This window comes from Actinoplanes sp. NPDC049548 (genome assembly GCF_040676695.1).
Lineage (GTDB): Bacteria > Actinomycetota > Actinomycetes > Mycobacteriales > Micromonosporaceae > Actinoplanes.
This window is the reverse complement of the sequence record NZ_JBFAPM010000002.1, coordinates 645,174-658,382: the sequence shown is the minus strand read 5'-3', so window position 1 is coordinate 658,382 and position 13,209 is coordinate 645,174. Positions and strand designations below refer to the sequence as shown.

At 71.4% G+C, this 13,209-nt stretch carries 9 protein-coding genes and 2 pseudogenes; 7 read left to right on the top strand and 4 right to left on the bottom strand.

Annotated features, from left to right (window positions below):
* The 4 genes and pseudogenes from AB0J80_RS07185 to AB0J80_RS07170 form a co-directional block, all read left to right on the top strand.
* A pseudogene (locus AB0J80_RS07185) lies at positions 1-207 on the top strand (transcriptional regulator NrdR); the annotation flags it as partial.
* A 479-nt stretch (positions 208-686) separates the two neighbouring features.
* Positions 687-3,593, top strand: coding sequence for a vitamin B12-dependent ribonucleotide reductase (locus AB0J80_RS07180; RefSeq protein WP_364701294.1), 2,907 nt, complete (start codon positions 687-689; stop codon positions 3,591-3,593).
* Between the two features lie 96 nt (positions 3,594-3,689).
* Positions 3,690-4,514, top strand: a complete 825-nt coding sequence (locus AB0J80_RS07175) for a barstar family protein (protein ID WP_364701292.1) — start codon at positions 3,690-3,692, stop codon at positions 4,512-4,514.
* A 58-nt stretch (positions 4,515-4,572) separates the two neighbouring features.
* Entirely contained in the window at positions 4,573-5,754 is a 1,182-nt protein-coding gene (locus AB0J80_RS07170; RefSeq protein WP_364701342.1) for an MFS transporter, read from the top strand.
* Here the strand turns inward: AB0J80_RS07170 and AB0J80_RS07165 are convergent.
* Positions 5,729-6,637, bottom strand: coding sequence for an alpha/beta hydrolase (locus AB0J80_RS07165; protein WP_364701290.1), 909 nt, complete (start codon positions 6,635-6,637; stop codon positions 5,729-5,731). The two genes, AB0J80_RS07170 and AB0J80_RS07165, sit on opposite strands and share 26 nt — an antisense overlap.
* Positions 6,627-7,109, bottom strand: a complete 483-nt coding sequence (locus tag AB0J80_RS07160) for a hypothetical protein (RefSeq protein ID WP_364701288.1) — start codon at positions 7,107-7,109, stop codon at positions 6,627-6,629. Before AB0J80_RS07160 ends, AB0J80_RS07165 begins: the two co-directional genes overlap by 11 nt.
* Positions 7,110-7,168: 59 nt before the next feature.
* Here AB0J80_RS07160 and AB0J80_RS07155 point away from each other — a divergent pair, with 59 nt between their 5' ends.
* Together AB0J80_RS07155 and AB0J80_RS07150 are read left to right on the top strand one after the other, a co-directional pair.
* The gene (locus AB0J80_RS07155) at positions 7,169-7,393 is read left to right on the top strand and encodes a DUF5522 domain-containing protein (RefSeq protein WP_364701286.1); all 225 of its coding nucleotides are present in this window, start codon (positions 7,169-7,171) and stop codon (positions 7,391-7,393) included.
* Positions 7,394-7,459: 66 nt separating this feature from the next.
* Positions 7,460-8,017 carry a hypothetical protein gene (locus AB0J80_RS07150; protein ID WP_364701284.1) on the top strand — a complete coding sequence of 186 codons (558 nt, stop codon included), beginning with the start codon at positions 7,460-7,462 and terminating at the stop codon, positions 8,015-8,017.
* 10 nt (positions 8,018-8,027) lie between these two features.
* Here AB0J80_RS07150 and AB0J80_RS07145 read toward each other — a convergent pair whose 3' ends face one another.
* Together AB0J80_RS07145 and ileS are read right to left on the bottom strand one after the other, a co-directional pair.
* Positions 8,028-8,768, bottom strand: a complete 741-nt coding sequence (locus tag AB0J80_RS07145) for a metal-dependent transcriptional regulator (protein WP_364701282.1) — start codon at positions 8,766-8,768, stop codon at positions 8,028-8,030.
* Between the two features lie 69 nt (positions 8,769-8,837).
* Positions 8,838-11,942: pseudogene (ileS, locus tag AB0J80_RS07140) on the bottom strand (isoleucine--tRNA ligase).
* Positions 11,943-12,013: 71 nt separating this feature from the next.
* On the opposite strand from ileS, the gene AB0J80_RS07135 reads away from it, so the two are divergent.
* Positions 12,014-13,198: an acetoin utilization protein AcuC gene (locus AB0J80_RS07135; RefSeq protein WP_364701280.1), complete on the top strand. Its 1,185-nt coding sequence runs from the start codon at positions 12,014-12,016 to the stop codon at positions 13,196-13,198.
* The last annotated feature ends 11 nt before the right edge of the window (positions 13,199-13,209 follow it).

Here is a 13,209-nt window from a genome sequence, read left to right as displayed (position 1 = left end):
GCGATCCTCACCCCGCTCAGAGAGCTGGACCAGGTGGCCTACCTGCGCTTTGCGAGCGTCTACAAGTCGTTCGACTCGCTGGACGAGTTCGAGCGGGAGATCACGGAGCTGCGGGACGCGGCGACGAGCAAGGAGTCGGCGGTGCGGCATGTCGTCACCACACGATCGGGAGGCCGGACACCCAAGATCGGCGACCGGGCGCCCTAGGCGGTTGACCGCGACCGGCCGAGCGCGACCGGCCGGCCTGTTCCGGACAGACCGGCTGCCAAGGCAGAGGCGGCTCCGGCCGGCACGGCCGAGGGCGTGACCGATTGTGGCGGTGGACGAATGCCGCGCAGCGTTCCGGGGGAGGGCGCGCCGCGGCGGCAAGCGGAAGCCGCGAGAGACGACCGGGAGGCAGGGTCAGGGGCGGCCGCGCCGCAGACCGCCGGCAGTGGTCGCAACAGCGGCAACGACTCGCCGCCAGGCACGACGGAGGCGGCAGCGGTAACCACACGCCGCCAGGCAGGACCGGTGGTAGTCCGGGATCACCGGGCCCACCCGCAACAGGCGCGAGAACTGCACCGCCGCCACGGGGCGCCGCGCGTACCAGAGAAGGCTTGAAAGATGGCGCGGCCACAGCCGTGCCGATGTCGGAAAGCGGATCGCGGTGGGGAAGCCGCGATCGTTCGAGGGGGAGCACACACATGGCCGGTGACGGCATGACAGCAGGTAGGCAGCGCACCCGCGCTGGCAACGGGGGCGCCGCGGTCGGGGGGCTGCGCGTCGAGCGGGTCTGGACGACCGAGGGTGTTCACCCGTACGACGAGGTCGAGTGGGAACGCCGCGACGTCGTGATGACGAACTGGCGGGACGGCTCGATCAACTTCGAGCAGCGTGGGGTCGAGTACCCGACGTCCTGGAGCGTCAACGCCGCGAACATCGTCACCACCAAGTACTTCCGGGGTGCGGTCGGCACGCCCGAGCGGGAGTGGTCGCTCAAGCAGCTGATCGACCGTGTCGTGAAGACCTACCGCAAGGCGGGCGAGGACCACCGGTACTTCGCGTCCCCCGCCGACGCCGAGGTGTTCGAGCACGAGCTGACCTGGATGCTGCTGCACCAGGTGTTCAGCTTCAACTCGCCGGTCTGGTTCAACGTCGGCACCTCCTCGCCGCAGCAGGTCAGCGCCTGCTTCATCCTGTCCGTGGACGACTCGATGGACTCGATCCTGGACTGGTACAAGGAAGAGGGCCTGATCTTCAAGGGCGGCTCCGGTTCCGGGGTCAACCTGTCCCGCATCCGCTCCTCCCGCGAGCTGCTGTCCTCGGGCGGCACGGCCAGCGGCCCCGTCAGCTTCATGCGCGGCGCCGACGCCAGCGCCGGCACGATCAAGTCCGGCGGTGCCACCCGGCGTGCGGCCAAGATGGTCATCCTCGACGTCGACCACCCCGACATCGAGGAGTTCGTCTTCACCAAGGCGCGCGAGGAGAACAAGATCCGCGCGCTGCGGGACGCCGGGTTCGACATGGACCTCGGCGGCAGCGACATCGTCAGCGTGCAGTACCAGAACGCCAACAACTCGGTGCGGGTCAGCGACGAGTTCATGCGGGCGGTCGAGGAGGGTGGCACGTTCGACCTCCGCGGCCGGCTGCACGGCGAGGTCATCGAGTCGATCGACGCCCGGAAGCTGTTCACCGACATCGCCAAGGCGGCGTGGGAGTGCGCCGACCCGGGCCTGCAGTACGACGACACCATCAACGACTGGCACACCAACCCGGAGACCGGCCGCATCACCGCGTCCAACCCGTGCTCCGAGTACATGTCGCTGGACGACTCGTCCTGCAACCTCGCCTCGCTCAACCTGATGAAGTTCCTGAACGCCGACGGCGGCTTCGAGGTCCAGAAGTTCGTCAAGAGCGTCGAGTTCGTCATCACCGCGATGGAGATCTCCATCGCTTTCGCGGACTTCCCCACCCCGAAGATCGGCGAGACCACCCGGGCCTACCGCCAGCTGGGCATCGGGTACGCGAACCTGGGCGCCCTCCTCATGGCGTCCGGTCTGCCCTACGACTCGGAGGCCGGCCGGGGTGTCGCCGCCGCCATCACCTCGCTGATGACCGGTACGGCCTACCGCCGCTCCGCGGAGCTCGCCGGCGTCGTCGGCCCGTACGACGGCTACGCCCGCAACGCCGAGGCGCACAAGCGCGTCATGCGCAAGCACGCTGCCGCCAACGACGAGATCCGTCCGAACAGCCCGGTCGCCACGGCGCTGGTCAAGGAAGCCACCAAGCAGTGGCAGGACGGCATCAAGATCGGCGAGAAGAACGGCTGGCGCAACGCCCAGGCGTCCGTGCTCGCGCCCACCGGCACCATCGGCCTGATGATGGACTGCGACACCACCGGCATCGAGCCCGACCTGGCCCTGGTCAAGTTCAAGAAGCTCGTCGGCGGCGGCTCGATGCAGATCGTCAACCAGACCGTGCCGCGCGCCCTGCGCAGCCTCGGCTATCCCGAGGAGCAGGTCGAGGCGATCGTCGAGCACATCGCCGACCACGGCAACGTGGTGGACGCCCCCGGGCTCAAGCCGGAGCACTACCCGGTCTTCGACTGCGCCATGGGCGAGCGGTCCATCGCCCCGATGGGCCACGTCCGGATGATGGCCGCCGTGCAGCCGTTCATCTCCGGCGCGATCTCCAAGACGGTCAACATGCCGGAGTCGGCGACCGTCGAGGACATCGAGCACATCCACTTCCAGGGCTGGAAGCTGGGCCTCAAGGCGCTCGCCATCTACCGCGACAACTGCAAGGTGGGCCAGCCGCTGTCGGCGGCGAAGCCCAACAAGGCGGCGGCCGAGCCGGAGACCCCGGCCCAGGTCGAGAAGGTCGTGGAGAAGGTCGTCGAGTACCGCCCGGTCCGCAAGCGCCTGCCGAAGAAGCGCCCGTCGGAGACGGTGTCGTTCTCGGTCGGCGGCGCGGAGGGCTACCTCACCGCATCGTCCTACCCGGACGACGGCCTCGGCGAGGTCTTCCTCAAGATGTCCAAGCAGGGCTCGACTCTCGCGGGCGTCATGGACGCCTTCTCGGTGGCGATCTCGATAGGGCTCCAGTACGGCGTCCCGCTGGAGACGTACGTCAGCAAGTTCACCAACATGCGCTTCGAGCCGGCCGGCATGACCGACGACCCGGACGTCCGCATGGCCGCGTCGGTGATGGACTACATCTTCCGCCGCCTGGCGCTGGACTTCCTGCCGTACGACACCCGCGCCGAGCTGGGTATCTTCACCGCCAAGGAGCGCGCGGCCCAGGTCGCGGCCGAGGCGGCGGCGGAAGCGGCCAACGTGGACCTGGCCGGCATGGCCGCGTCCGCCCCGGTCTCGGCGCCGGTGGGCGCCGCATCGGCCCCGGCGGCTCCGGCCCCGGCAGCCGAGGCGAAGACCCCGGTCGACGCCGACAAGGAAGCACCGAGCTCGGCGCACTCCTCGACGGAGCTCCTCGAGATCGTCCTGGGCACGTCGGCGGACGCCCCGCTCTGCTTCACCTGCGGCACGAAGATGCGCCCGGCGGGCAGCTGCTACGTCTGCGAGGGCTGCGGCTCGACCTCGGGCTGCAGCTGACATCTCCACGTAGCGCATGACGATGCCTCCCGCCCGAACCTGGGCGGGAGGCATCGTGTCGTAGGTGCCTGGAGCGCAGACCGAGGGAGGATTCCGGTGGCCCACGAGGAGTCCAGCCCGCAGGACCGGCGATGGCGGTGGGACGAACGTGTCCCGCTTCGCTGGCTGCTGGTCGACGAGTGCACCATGGGAGAGTCCGACACTGCGGTCGCCGTCTGCTCCGACGTCGAAGGGCTGTTCGTCGACGAGCCCTCCGCAGTGAGGAAGGCGACGCTCCTCGGGTGTCTGCCTTGCCCGCCACTGCGCCGCGCGCTGGATGCGCTGGCTGAAGGAGGTGCTCGCCACCGCCGCCTGATCAGCGCTTCGCTCTACAGCGTCGACCGGGACGGCGCCGCCTCCGGCGTGGTCGGGGCTGGCCTTCAAGCATCGGTGGCCGATGTGCGCCCGTCGACGCTGTCCGCCGAGCTCCTCGACGTCACCTTCGACACGGCGTTCACCGGGGCGCTGCCCGGCGCTGCGCGGCAGATCTGGGATCTCTGGCATTCCGGCCGGCCCGCCGCGCCGGGGCTGTGGGCGGGGTATGACCGGGAGCTCCGACACTGCTGGTCCGGGGCCGCGCTGTCCCACCACAGGGCCGATGCACCGGACAAGCCGGCCGGCACCGTCTACCACTTGGACGGACGCCATGTCACCGATGTCGAAGGCTTTTACTGCGCCATCGGCGAGGCCGTCAACGGCCCCGGCGGCTACTTCGGGTGGAACGGTGATGCTCTCCATGACTGCGTGAGGGGTGGATTCGGAGCCGAGTCGCCGTTTCGCATCGTGTGGCACGACGCCGCGGTGGCCCAGGAGTCGGTGCCGGAGTTCGATCGCATCTTGCGATGGCTCACCGAAGACCGGATCGAGGTCGAACTGCGGTGAGCGGGGTCACCGCGCTTCGGTGGTTGAGCTGAGCTTTAACGGTTAAGTTCGAGAGGTGATGACCGAAGAGCGCGCCAAGGTCGCCGTCGGCGTCACCTTCGCCACCAACGGCCTGGCTTTCGGTGGGTGGCTTGCCCGGGCGCCCGCGATCCGTGACGACCTGAGCCTCTCGCCGGCCGGGTTCGGGCTGCTGCTGCTCTGTCTCTCCGGGGCCGCGGTGGCGGCCATCCCGCTGTCCGGCCCCCTCGTGCAGCGGCTCGGTCCGGCCCGGTCGGTGCTGCTGGGCAGCATGTCCGTGGTGCTGGGCTTGATCGGGCTGGGCATCGGCGCGGCCGCCGGATCGGTGCCGGTCGCCGCGGTGGGGCTCGTGCTCATCGGCATGGGGAACAGCACCTGGGACGTGGCGATGAACGTCGAGGGTGCGGACGTGGAGCGCCGGCTCGGGCGTACGCTCATGCCTCGCTTTCATGCCGGTTTCAGCCTCGGCACGGTGGCCGGCGCGGGGGTGAGCGCGGCAGCCGCCGCGTTGGCGGTGAGCGTCACCACGCAGGTGTTCGCGACGGCCGTGCTGTCCGCCCTGATCATGGTCTTCATCGTGCGCCGCTTCCTGCCGGTGCCCGCGTCGCATGCCGCGGAGGCGCCGCCGGGCCGCGTCCGGGATGCCTGGCGGGAGCCGCGCACGCTGCTGATCGGCGTGATCATGCTGGGCTTCGGGTTCACCGAGGGCGCGGCCAACGACTGGCTCGCGATCGGCCTGGTCGACGGGTACCACGCGACCGAGGCGGTCGGCGCGGTCGGCTTCGGGTTCTTCGTGACCGCGATGACGCTGGGCCGGCTCTTCGGCGGCGCGGCGATCGAGCGGTGGGGACGGGTGGTCGCCCTCCGGCTGACCGCCGTCTCGGCCCTCGTGGGTCTGCTGCTGGTCGTGTCGGGCATCGGCGTGCCGGCGGTGCTCGCCGGCGCGCTGCTGTGGGGCGCGGGCGCGTCGCTGGGCTTTCCGGTCGGCATGAGCGCGGCCGCCGACGACCCGCTGCGGGCGGCGATCCGGGTGTCGGTCGCGGGCTCCGTCGGGTACGGGGCGTTCCTCGCCGGCCCGCCGCTCATCGGCCTGCTCGCCCAGCACTTCGGCGTCCTGCGCGCCCTGCTCGTGGTGGTCGCCGCGATCGCGCTGGGCCTGTTCGGCTCGGCAGCGGCCCGCCCGTTGCCGGCGGACCTCACCGCTCCAGGAAGTCGCCGATGACCTTGGCCAACAGCTCCGGCTGCTCCACCACCATCGCGTGCGAGGCGTCCGCCAGCTGCAGGTACCGCATGCGCGGATTCACCTTCGCCCCCGTCGCCGCCTGGTCCACCAGATAGCGCCGGTGCGCGGCGTACAGCTCGGCGAACGGCTCCTGCTCCGGCAGGTCGCGGGTCGCGAGCACCGCGAGGGTCGGCGCCGGCGTCGAGGCGTACACCGGCCCCAGATCAAGATCATTCATCAGCGTACGCAGGGAAGCGGTCGTCTCCGCCGTCGGCCGCGTCGACGTCTCCCCATCGCGATGCACGAGGTTGCGCCGGAAGCCCTCGATCCACACCTTCTCGTTGGCGCCCATGTCCCGGGCGGCCATCTGCTGGCGCTCGACCAGGTCCGGCAGGTCCGTGGCCGGGATCGTCCGGCCCGCCTGCGCCTGCATGGCGTCGAAGAGCGTGTGCAGCCGGGCCAGCTCGCCGGCCGCCGAAGAGGGGTCGAGCCCGGGCAGGTGGCCGGCCCGCGTGGGCGGCGGGTTGCCGTCGAGGCTGATCACCCCGGGCGCCTCGGGGTGTCGCTGCCCCCACAGCACCGCCAGCATGCCGCCGAGCGAGTGCCCGGCCACCGCGGGACGGTCCAGTTCCAGCTGTACGGTCACCGCGGCGATGTCTCCGAGCGCGGCGTCCCACGACCACGGGCCGTCGCCGGAGCGCCCGTGGCCACGCAGGTCCATCGTGATGACGCGGTGCCGCGGCCGGAGAGCGCGCGCCAGCGTGGTGAGCATCGCCAGGTTGCCGCCGGCGCCGTGCAGGAGCAGCAGCGGCGGGTTGTCGCCGCCGAAGTCCCGGACGGCGATCGGCAGCTCCCCGGCGTCGACCAGCCGGTCATTGATCATTGCTGTCTCCCTGCTCGCGCTCGTCACTGAGTCTCAGCCGGTCCCGGACCGCCGCCGACGGCACGCCGCCGTCCGGGTGCCGGGGCAGTTTGCCGCGGCGTACCAGGTCGTGCACGCCCTGCCGGGTGATGCCGAGCATCGCCCCGGCCGTGGCCAGCGACACCGACTCGGCCGACGGATGGCCGACCCGGTGCGCCACCACCCGGCCGAGCGGTGTGCGCCACCACTCCAGCGGGGGGTCGAACGCGCGGTCGGACGGGTACAGCGTGGCGATCAGCCGCAGCACCGCCCCGGCGGCGACGCGGTCGTCCCCGCCTCGCATGAGGTCGGCCCACCGGCCGGCCCGGACCCGCACAAGCCGCCGCAGCGACCCGACCGCGTCGTCGCCCTCGAGGAGGATCTCGAGCGGGTCCAGCAGCCGCACGTCGAGCAGTCGCACGATGTGCTCGACCAGCTCCGTCCGCGTCGGCATGCTGGCATCGTGCCGCTACTTGACGTCGAGTGTCAAGTAGCGTCGGCTATCGTCCAGGGGTGGACGCGCGACCGCTTACCGAGCCGCACCCGTCGCGGCTCGCTCCCGACCATCCGCGCCGCACGGAGATCCTCGCGGCCCACACCGAGGCGCTCACCGAAGGTCGGGCCGGATACCTCGACCCGGAGACCGGGCTCTTCGTGCTCACCGCGGGATTCCTGGCCGCCCGCGGTACATGCTGTGGCCGCGGTTGCCGTCACTGTCCGTACACGAATGGTGCCTGAGCAGGGCTTCCACCGGCGCCCTCGGGCCAGTACGGTGTGCCCCGAATCACTCGGGAGGACACACAGGTGCGGACGCGTCCCATCGCCCTCGCCGCCGCCGCGGCACTGCTCGCGCTCACCGGCTGCTCGGACAAGAGGGCCGATGCCGTAGCCACGCTGCCTCCCGTCGAGATCGTCGAGCAGCCGGCCGCGTCCGCAGGCGGCGCGTGCATCCTCTGGGACTACGCGTTCATCGAGCAGAAGATCGGGGTCGACTTCTCGGTCGCGGCCTCGGACCAGGTCGACGACACGTCGACGTGCGTGGTCCAGACGATGTCGGGGGAGTGGCCGTACCTGGCGCTCTCGGTCGTGGAGAGCACCAAGGCAGACGCGGAGCTGTTCACCGAGGAGCTCATGCCGGGCGGGGCGACGAGGCTGAAAGGCCTCGGCAAGGCCGGCTACCGGCTGGTGACGAAGGCGTCGGGCGGTCACGGCCCGACGGTGGAGATCGGCTGGCTCAGCGACGCGAAGCAGCTCCAGACACTCCGCTTCACCTTCGCGAAGGGCGCAGCGAGCGGGGACGTCAAGCGGATGCAGACCCGGCTGCTGTCCCTCGCGAAGGCGATGAACACGTCGAACGGCTGAGCTCGGCCGCTCAGTGCGCGTCGACGAAGACCCGCGAGGCCACCTCACGCGGCAGCCGGATCTTGTCACCGGACCGGTCGATCGTCACGCCGTCGCGCTCCTGGGCCACCGTCACCGTCGCGCCCGGGTCGATGCCGGCCGCGTGCAGCTGCCGCAGCACACCCGCGTTCGTCTGGACGCTCTCGCAGATCCGGCGCACCACGACGCTGCCGCTCAGGCCCGGGAACGCCAGGTTGCGCTCGCCGGCGTTGACCACCGTGGCGCTGCTGTCCAGCGGCTCCTCCGGCGGGATGCCCAGTACCTCGAGGCCCGGGATGGGGTTGCCGTACGGCGAGCGGGTCGGCCGGTTGAGCAGCTCGTAGACCCGCTTCTCCACGGTGTCGCTCATCACGTGCTCCCAGCGGCACGCCTCCTCGTGGGCCTCCTCGTACGGCATGCCGATGACGTTGACCAGCAGCAGCTCGGCGAGGCGGTGCTTGCGCATGACGGCGACCGCGGCGACCCGGCCCTCCTCGGTCAGCAGCAGGTGGCGGTCGTTCTCGACGGTCAGCAGCCCGTCGCGCTCCATGCGGGCGACCGTCTGGCTGACCGTGGGACCGCTCTGGTGCAGGCGCTCGGCGATACGCGCGCGCAGCGGCGGGACGCCCTCCTCCTCGAGCTCGAGGATGGTGCGCAGGTACATCTCGGTGGTGTCCACCAGATCATGCTTGTGTGCGTTCGCGCCGCTCGTGTTGTGTGTCCTGGACGCCATCGATGTCAACCCTCCGGAGCTGCACGTTGTCCGACAAGACTAGTCCAGCCTGCGGATACTGCCGAATCGTCACGCCCGGCGGAGCCAGAATCGGAGGCCCAGCGCCGCGTCCTCGGCCGGCGTCGTCCCGCCGTCGGGCTCGCCCGGTCCGAAGCTCGTCGCCAGCACCTCGGCGGCGATCAGGTCCCGGTGCTCGTCCAGCGCCGTCCGCGTGTCCTCCCGGGTCGTCGCGTACCGGACCTCGATGCGGTCGGAGATCTCCAGGCCGCTCGCCTTGCGGGCCTCCTGGACGAGCCGGATCACGTCCCGGGCCGTGCCCGCCCGGCGCAGCTCCGGCGTGAGGTGCAGGTCGAGGGCCAGGCTCGCGCCCGCCTCCGCCGCCACCGCCCAGCCCTGCCGCGGCGTCTCCGTGATGATCACCTCATCGGGGGACAACCGGACCGGCTCGCCGCCGACCGTGACTGTGGCCGTACCCGTGGCGAGCTCGCGCTTCAGGGCGGCCGCGTCGGCCGCGGCGACGGCCTTGGCGACCTCCTGCACCGCCTTGCCGAACCGCTTGCCGAGCGGCCGGAAGTTGGCCTTGGCGGTGGTGTCGACCAGCGAGTCCGCCGACGACGACACCGGCAGCACCGCGGCGACGTTCAGCTCGGCCGCGATCTCGGCGACCAGCTCCGGTTCCAGGGCGTCGAACCCGTGGGCCGAGGCGAGTGCGCGCGCCAGCGGCTGGCGGGTCTTCACCCCCGAGTCGGCGCGGGCCGCGCGGCCCAGCTCGACCAGCCGCCGGGCCAGGGCCATCCGCTCGGCCAGGCCCGGGTCGATCACCGTCGCGTCGGCCTTCGGGTACGCCGCCAGGTGCACCGACTCCGCGGCGGTCGGCGTCACGGGCACCACGAGGTCCTGCCACACCCGCTCGGTGATGAACGGCGTCATCGGCGCGAGCAGCAGCGTCACCGTGGACAGGGCCTCGTGCAGGATGGCCAGCGCGGCCGGGTCCCCACGCCAGAACCGCCGGCGGCTGCGGCGCACGTACCAGTTGGAGAGGTCGTCGATGAACGCGGCGAGGAGCCTGCCGACCTCCTGGGTGTCGAACGCCTCCATCGCCGCGTCGACGTCGCGGACCAGGGTGTGCAGCTCCGACAGCAGCCACCGGTCGAGCAGCGGCCGGGCGGTGGGCGCCGGGTCCGCCTCCGAGGGCGACCAGCCGGCCGTCCGCCCGTACAGCGCCTGGAACGCGACGGTGTTCCAGTACGTCATCAGCGTCTTGCGCACGACCTCCTGCAGCGTGCCGTGCCCCACCCGCCGGGCCGACCACGGCGAGCCGCCCGCCGCCATGTACCACCGGACGGCGTCGGCCCCGTGCTGGTCCAGCAGGGAGATCGGCTCGAGGATGTTGCCCAGGTGCTTGGACATCTTGCGGCCGTCCTCGGCGAGGATGTGCCCGAGCACCACCACGTTCTCGTACGCGGACCGGTCGAACACGAGCGTGCCGACCGCCATCAGCGTGTAGAACCAGCCGCGGGTCTGGTCGATCGCCTCGCAGATGAACTGCGCGGGATAGCTGCTCTCGAACAGGTCCTTGTTCTTGTACGGGTACCCGAACTGCGCGAACGGCATCGCCCCGGAGTCGTACCAGCCGTCGATGACCTCGGGCACCCGGGTGGCGGTCGCGCCGCAGTGGCAGGCGAAGGTGACCTCGTCGATGAACGGCCGATGCGGGTCGAGGGTGCTCAGGTCGCGGCCGGTGCGGTCGCTCAGCTCCGCGAGCGAGCCGATGCAGGTGAGATGGCCCTCGGCGCAGCGCCAGATGGGCAGCGGCGTGCCCCAGTAGCGCGACCGCGACAGCGCCCAGTCCACATTGTTGGTCAGCCAGTCGCCGTAGCGGCCGTGCTTGATGGTCGCGGGCTGCCAGGTGGTGCGTTCGTTCTCCCGCAGGAGCCGGTCGCGGATCACGGTGGTGCGCACGTACCAGGACGGCTGCGCGTAGTAGATCAGCGGCGTGTGGCAGCGCCAGCAGTGCGGGTAGCTGTGCTCGTACTGTTCCTAGCGGAACAGCAGGCCGCGCGCCTGCAGGTCGGTGACCAGCGGGGCGTCGGCGGCCTTGAAGAACATCCCGCCGACCAGCGGTACGCCCGGCTCGAACGTGCCGTCCGGGCGCACCGGGTTGACCATGGGCAGCCCGTACGCCCGGCAGGTCGCGAGGTCGTCGGCGCCGAACGCGGGCGCCTGATGCACCAGCCCGGTTCCGCTGCCCGTCGTGACATAGGTGGCCAGCACCACGATGTGTGCATTCGGCACGTCGACCAGGTCGAAGGGCCGGCGGTACGCCCACCGCTCCATCTCCTTGCCCGCGAAGCGCTCGCCCGTCGCGGCGAATCCCGAGGGGATGAGCTGCTCCGCGACCACCACCTGCTCGGTCCCGTCGGTGACCACCACGTAGGTCACGTCCGGGTGGACGGCGACCGCGGTGTTCGACACCAGCGTCCACGGTGTCGTCGTCCAGACCAGCAGGGACGCCCTGCCAGCCAGCGGGCCCGACGTCAGCGGGAAGCGCACATACACCGAGGGGTCGACGTCGTTCTCGTAGCCCTGGGCCAGCTCGTGGTCCGACAGCGCGGTCTGGTCCCGCGGGCACCACGGCGCCACCCGGAAGTCCTCGACCAGCAGCCCCTGCTCGAAGATCCGCTGCAGCGACCACCACACCGACTCGATGTAGTCCGGGTCCATGGTCCGGTACGCGGCGTCCATGTCGACCCAGTAGCCCATGCGCTCGGTCAGCTCCGCGAACGCGTCGGTGTGCCGGGTCACCGACTCGCGGCACTTGGCGTTGAACGCCGCCACCCCGTACGCCTCGATGTCCTGCTTGCCGGCGAACCCCAGCTCCTTCTCGACGCCGAGCTCGACCGGCAGGCCGTGACAGTCCCAGCCCGCCTTGCGCGGCACGTGGAACCCCTTCATGGTCTTGAACCGGGGGAACACGTCCTTGAAGACGCGGGCCTCGATGTGATGCGTGCCGGGCATGCCGTTCGCGGTGGGCGGGCCCTCGTAGAAGATCCAGCGCGGTCCCCCGGAGGTCTGCTCGAGGCTGCGCGTGAAGATGCTGTTCGCGTGCCAGAAGTGCAGGACCTCGTGGTCCACGGCGGGCAGGTCCACCTGCGCGGGCACCGGCTTGTACATCGGCCGACGATAACGGACGTTCCGGGCCGTGGCCGACCGGTTTTCCCTGCCCGCGTGGCAGAGTGACGGGCATGGCGGACGGTACGACGGCGGTGGTGTGGGACGAGGCGCTGCTCGCGTACGACATGGGTGATCACCCGCTCAACCCGGTGCGGGTGGAGCTGACCATGGCGCTCGCGCGGGAGCTGGGCGTGCTGACGCGTCCGGGCGTCCGCATGGTGGTGCCGAGGCCGGCCGACGACGCCGCGCTGACCCGGATCCACCGCGCGGACTACCTCGAGGCGGTCCGGCTCGCACCGCACGACCCGTTCTTCCGGGGCTGGGGCTTGAACACCCCGGACAACCCGGTGTTCGACGGCATGCACGAGGCGTCCGCGCGCATCTGCGGGGCGACGATCGCGGCGGTCGAGGCGGTCTGGTCCGGCGACGCCACGCGGGCCGTGAACGTCTCCGGCGGCCTGCACCATGCGATGGCCGCCCGCGCCTCCGGCTTCTGCGTCTACAACGACCCGGCCGTGGCCATCGCCCGGCTGCTCGACCTCGGCGCCGAGCGGGTCGCGTACGTCGACGTCGACGTGCACCACGGCGACGGCGTGCAGGCGGCGTTCTACGACGACCCCCGCGTCCTCACCGTGAGCGTGCACGAGTCGCCCCTGACGCTCTTCCCCGGCACGGGTTTCCCCGCGGAGACCGGAGGACCGGGAGCCGAGGGTACGGCCGTGAACATAGCCCTGCCGCCGGGCACCTCCGACGCGGGCTGGCTGCGCGCCTTCCACGCCATCGTGCCGTCGGTCGTCCGCGCGTTCCAGCCGCAGGTGCTGTTCACCCAGTGCGGCGCGGACGCGCACCGGCTCGACCCGCTCGCCGACCTGCGCCTGTCGGTGGACGGGCAGCGCGCGGCGTACATCGCCCTGCGCGCCCTGGCCGACGAGGTCTGCGAGGGCCGCTGGGTGGCCACCGGCGGCGGCGGGTACGCCCTGGTCGAGGTGGTGCCCCGGGCCTGGACCCATCTGCTCGCGGTGGCGACCGGTGACCCGCTGGACCCGGCCACGCCCACCCCGCCGGGCTGGCGCCGCCTCGCCGCCCAGCGGTGCCCGCACCGGGCCGTCCCCGAGACGCTCACGGACGGGATGACGCCGGCGGTCGAGAAGTGGGAGCCGGGCACGGCCCACGACCCGGTCGACAAGGCGGTCATGGCCACCCGCATGGCCGTCTTCCCCCTGCACGGCCTCGACCCGCACGACCCCCGCGACTGACTGGGGAGGTT

What these genes read in the sequence shown, in the direction of transcription:
- AB0J80_RS07180 (WP_364701294.1), top strand. Translation starts at nt 687, where the DNA reads ATGGCCGGTGACGGCATGACAGCAGGTAGGCAGCGCACCCGCGCTGGC.
- AB0J80_RS07145 (WP_364701282.1), bottom strand. Translation starts at nt 8,768, where the DNA reads ATGGCGTCCAGGACACACAACACGAGCGGCGCGAACGCACACAAGCAT.
- AB0J80_RS07170 (WP_364701342.1), top strand. Translation starts at nt 4,573, where the DNA reads ATGACCGAAGAGCGCGCCAAGGTCGCCGTCGGCGTCACCTTCGCCACC.
- AB0J80_RS07160 (WP_364701288.1), bottom strand. Translation starts at nt 7,109, where the DNA reads ATGCCGACGCGGACGGAGCTGGTCGAGCACATCGTGCGACTGCTCGAC.
- AB0J80_RS07165 (WP_364701290.1), bottom strand. Translation starts at nt 6,637, where the DNA reads ATGATCAATGACCGGCTGGTCGACGCCGGGGAGCTGCCGATCGCCGTC.
- AB0J80_RS07135 (WP_364701280.1), top strand. Translation starts at nt 12,014, where the DNA reads ATGGCGGACGGTACGACGGCGGTGGTGTGGGACGAGGCGCTGCTCGCG.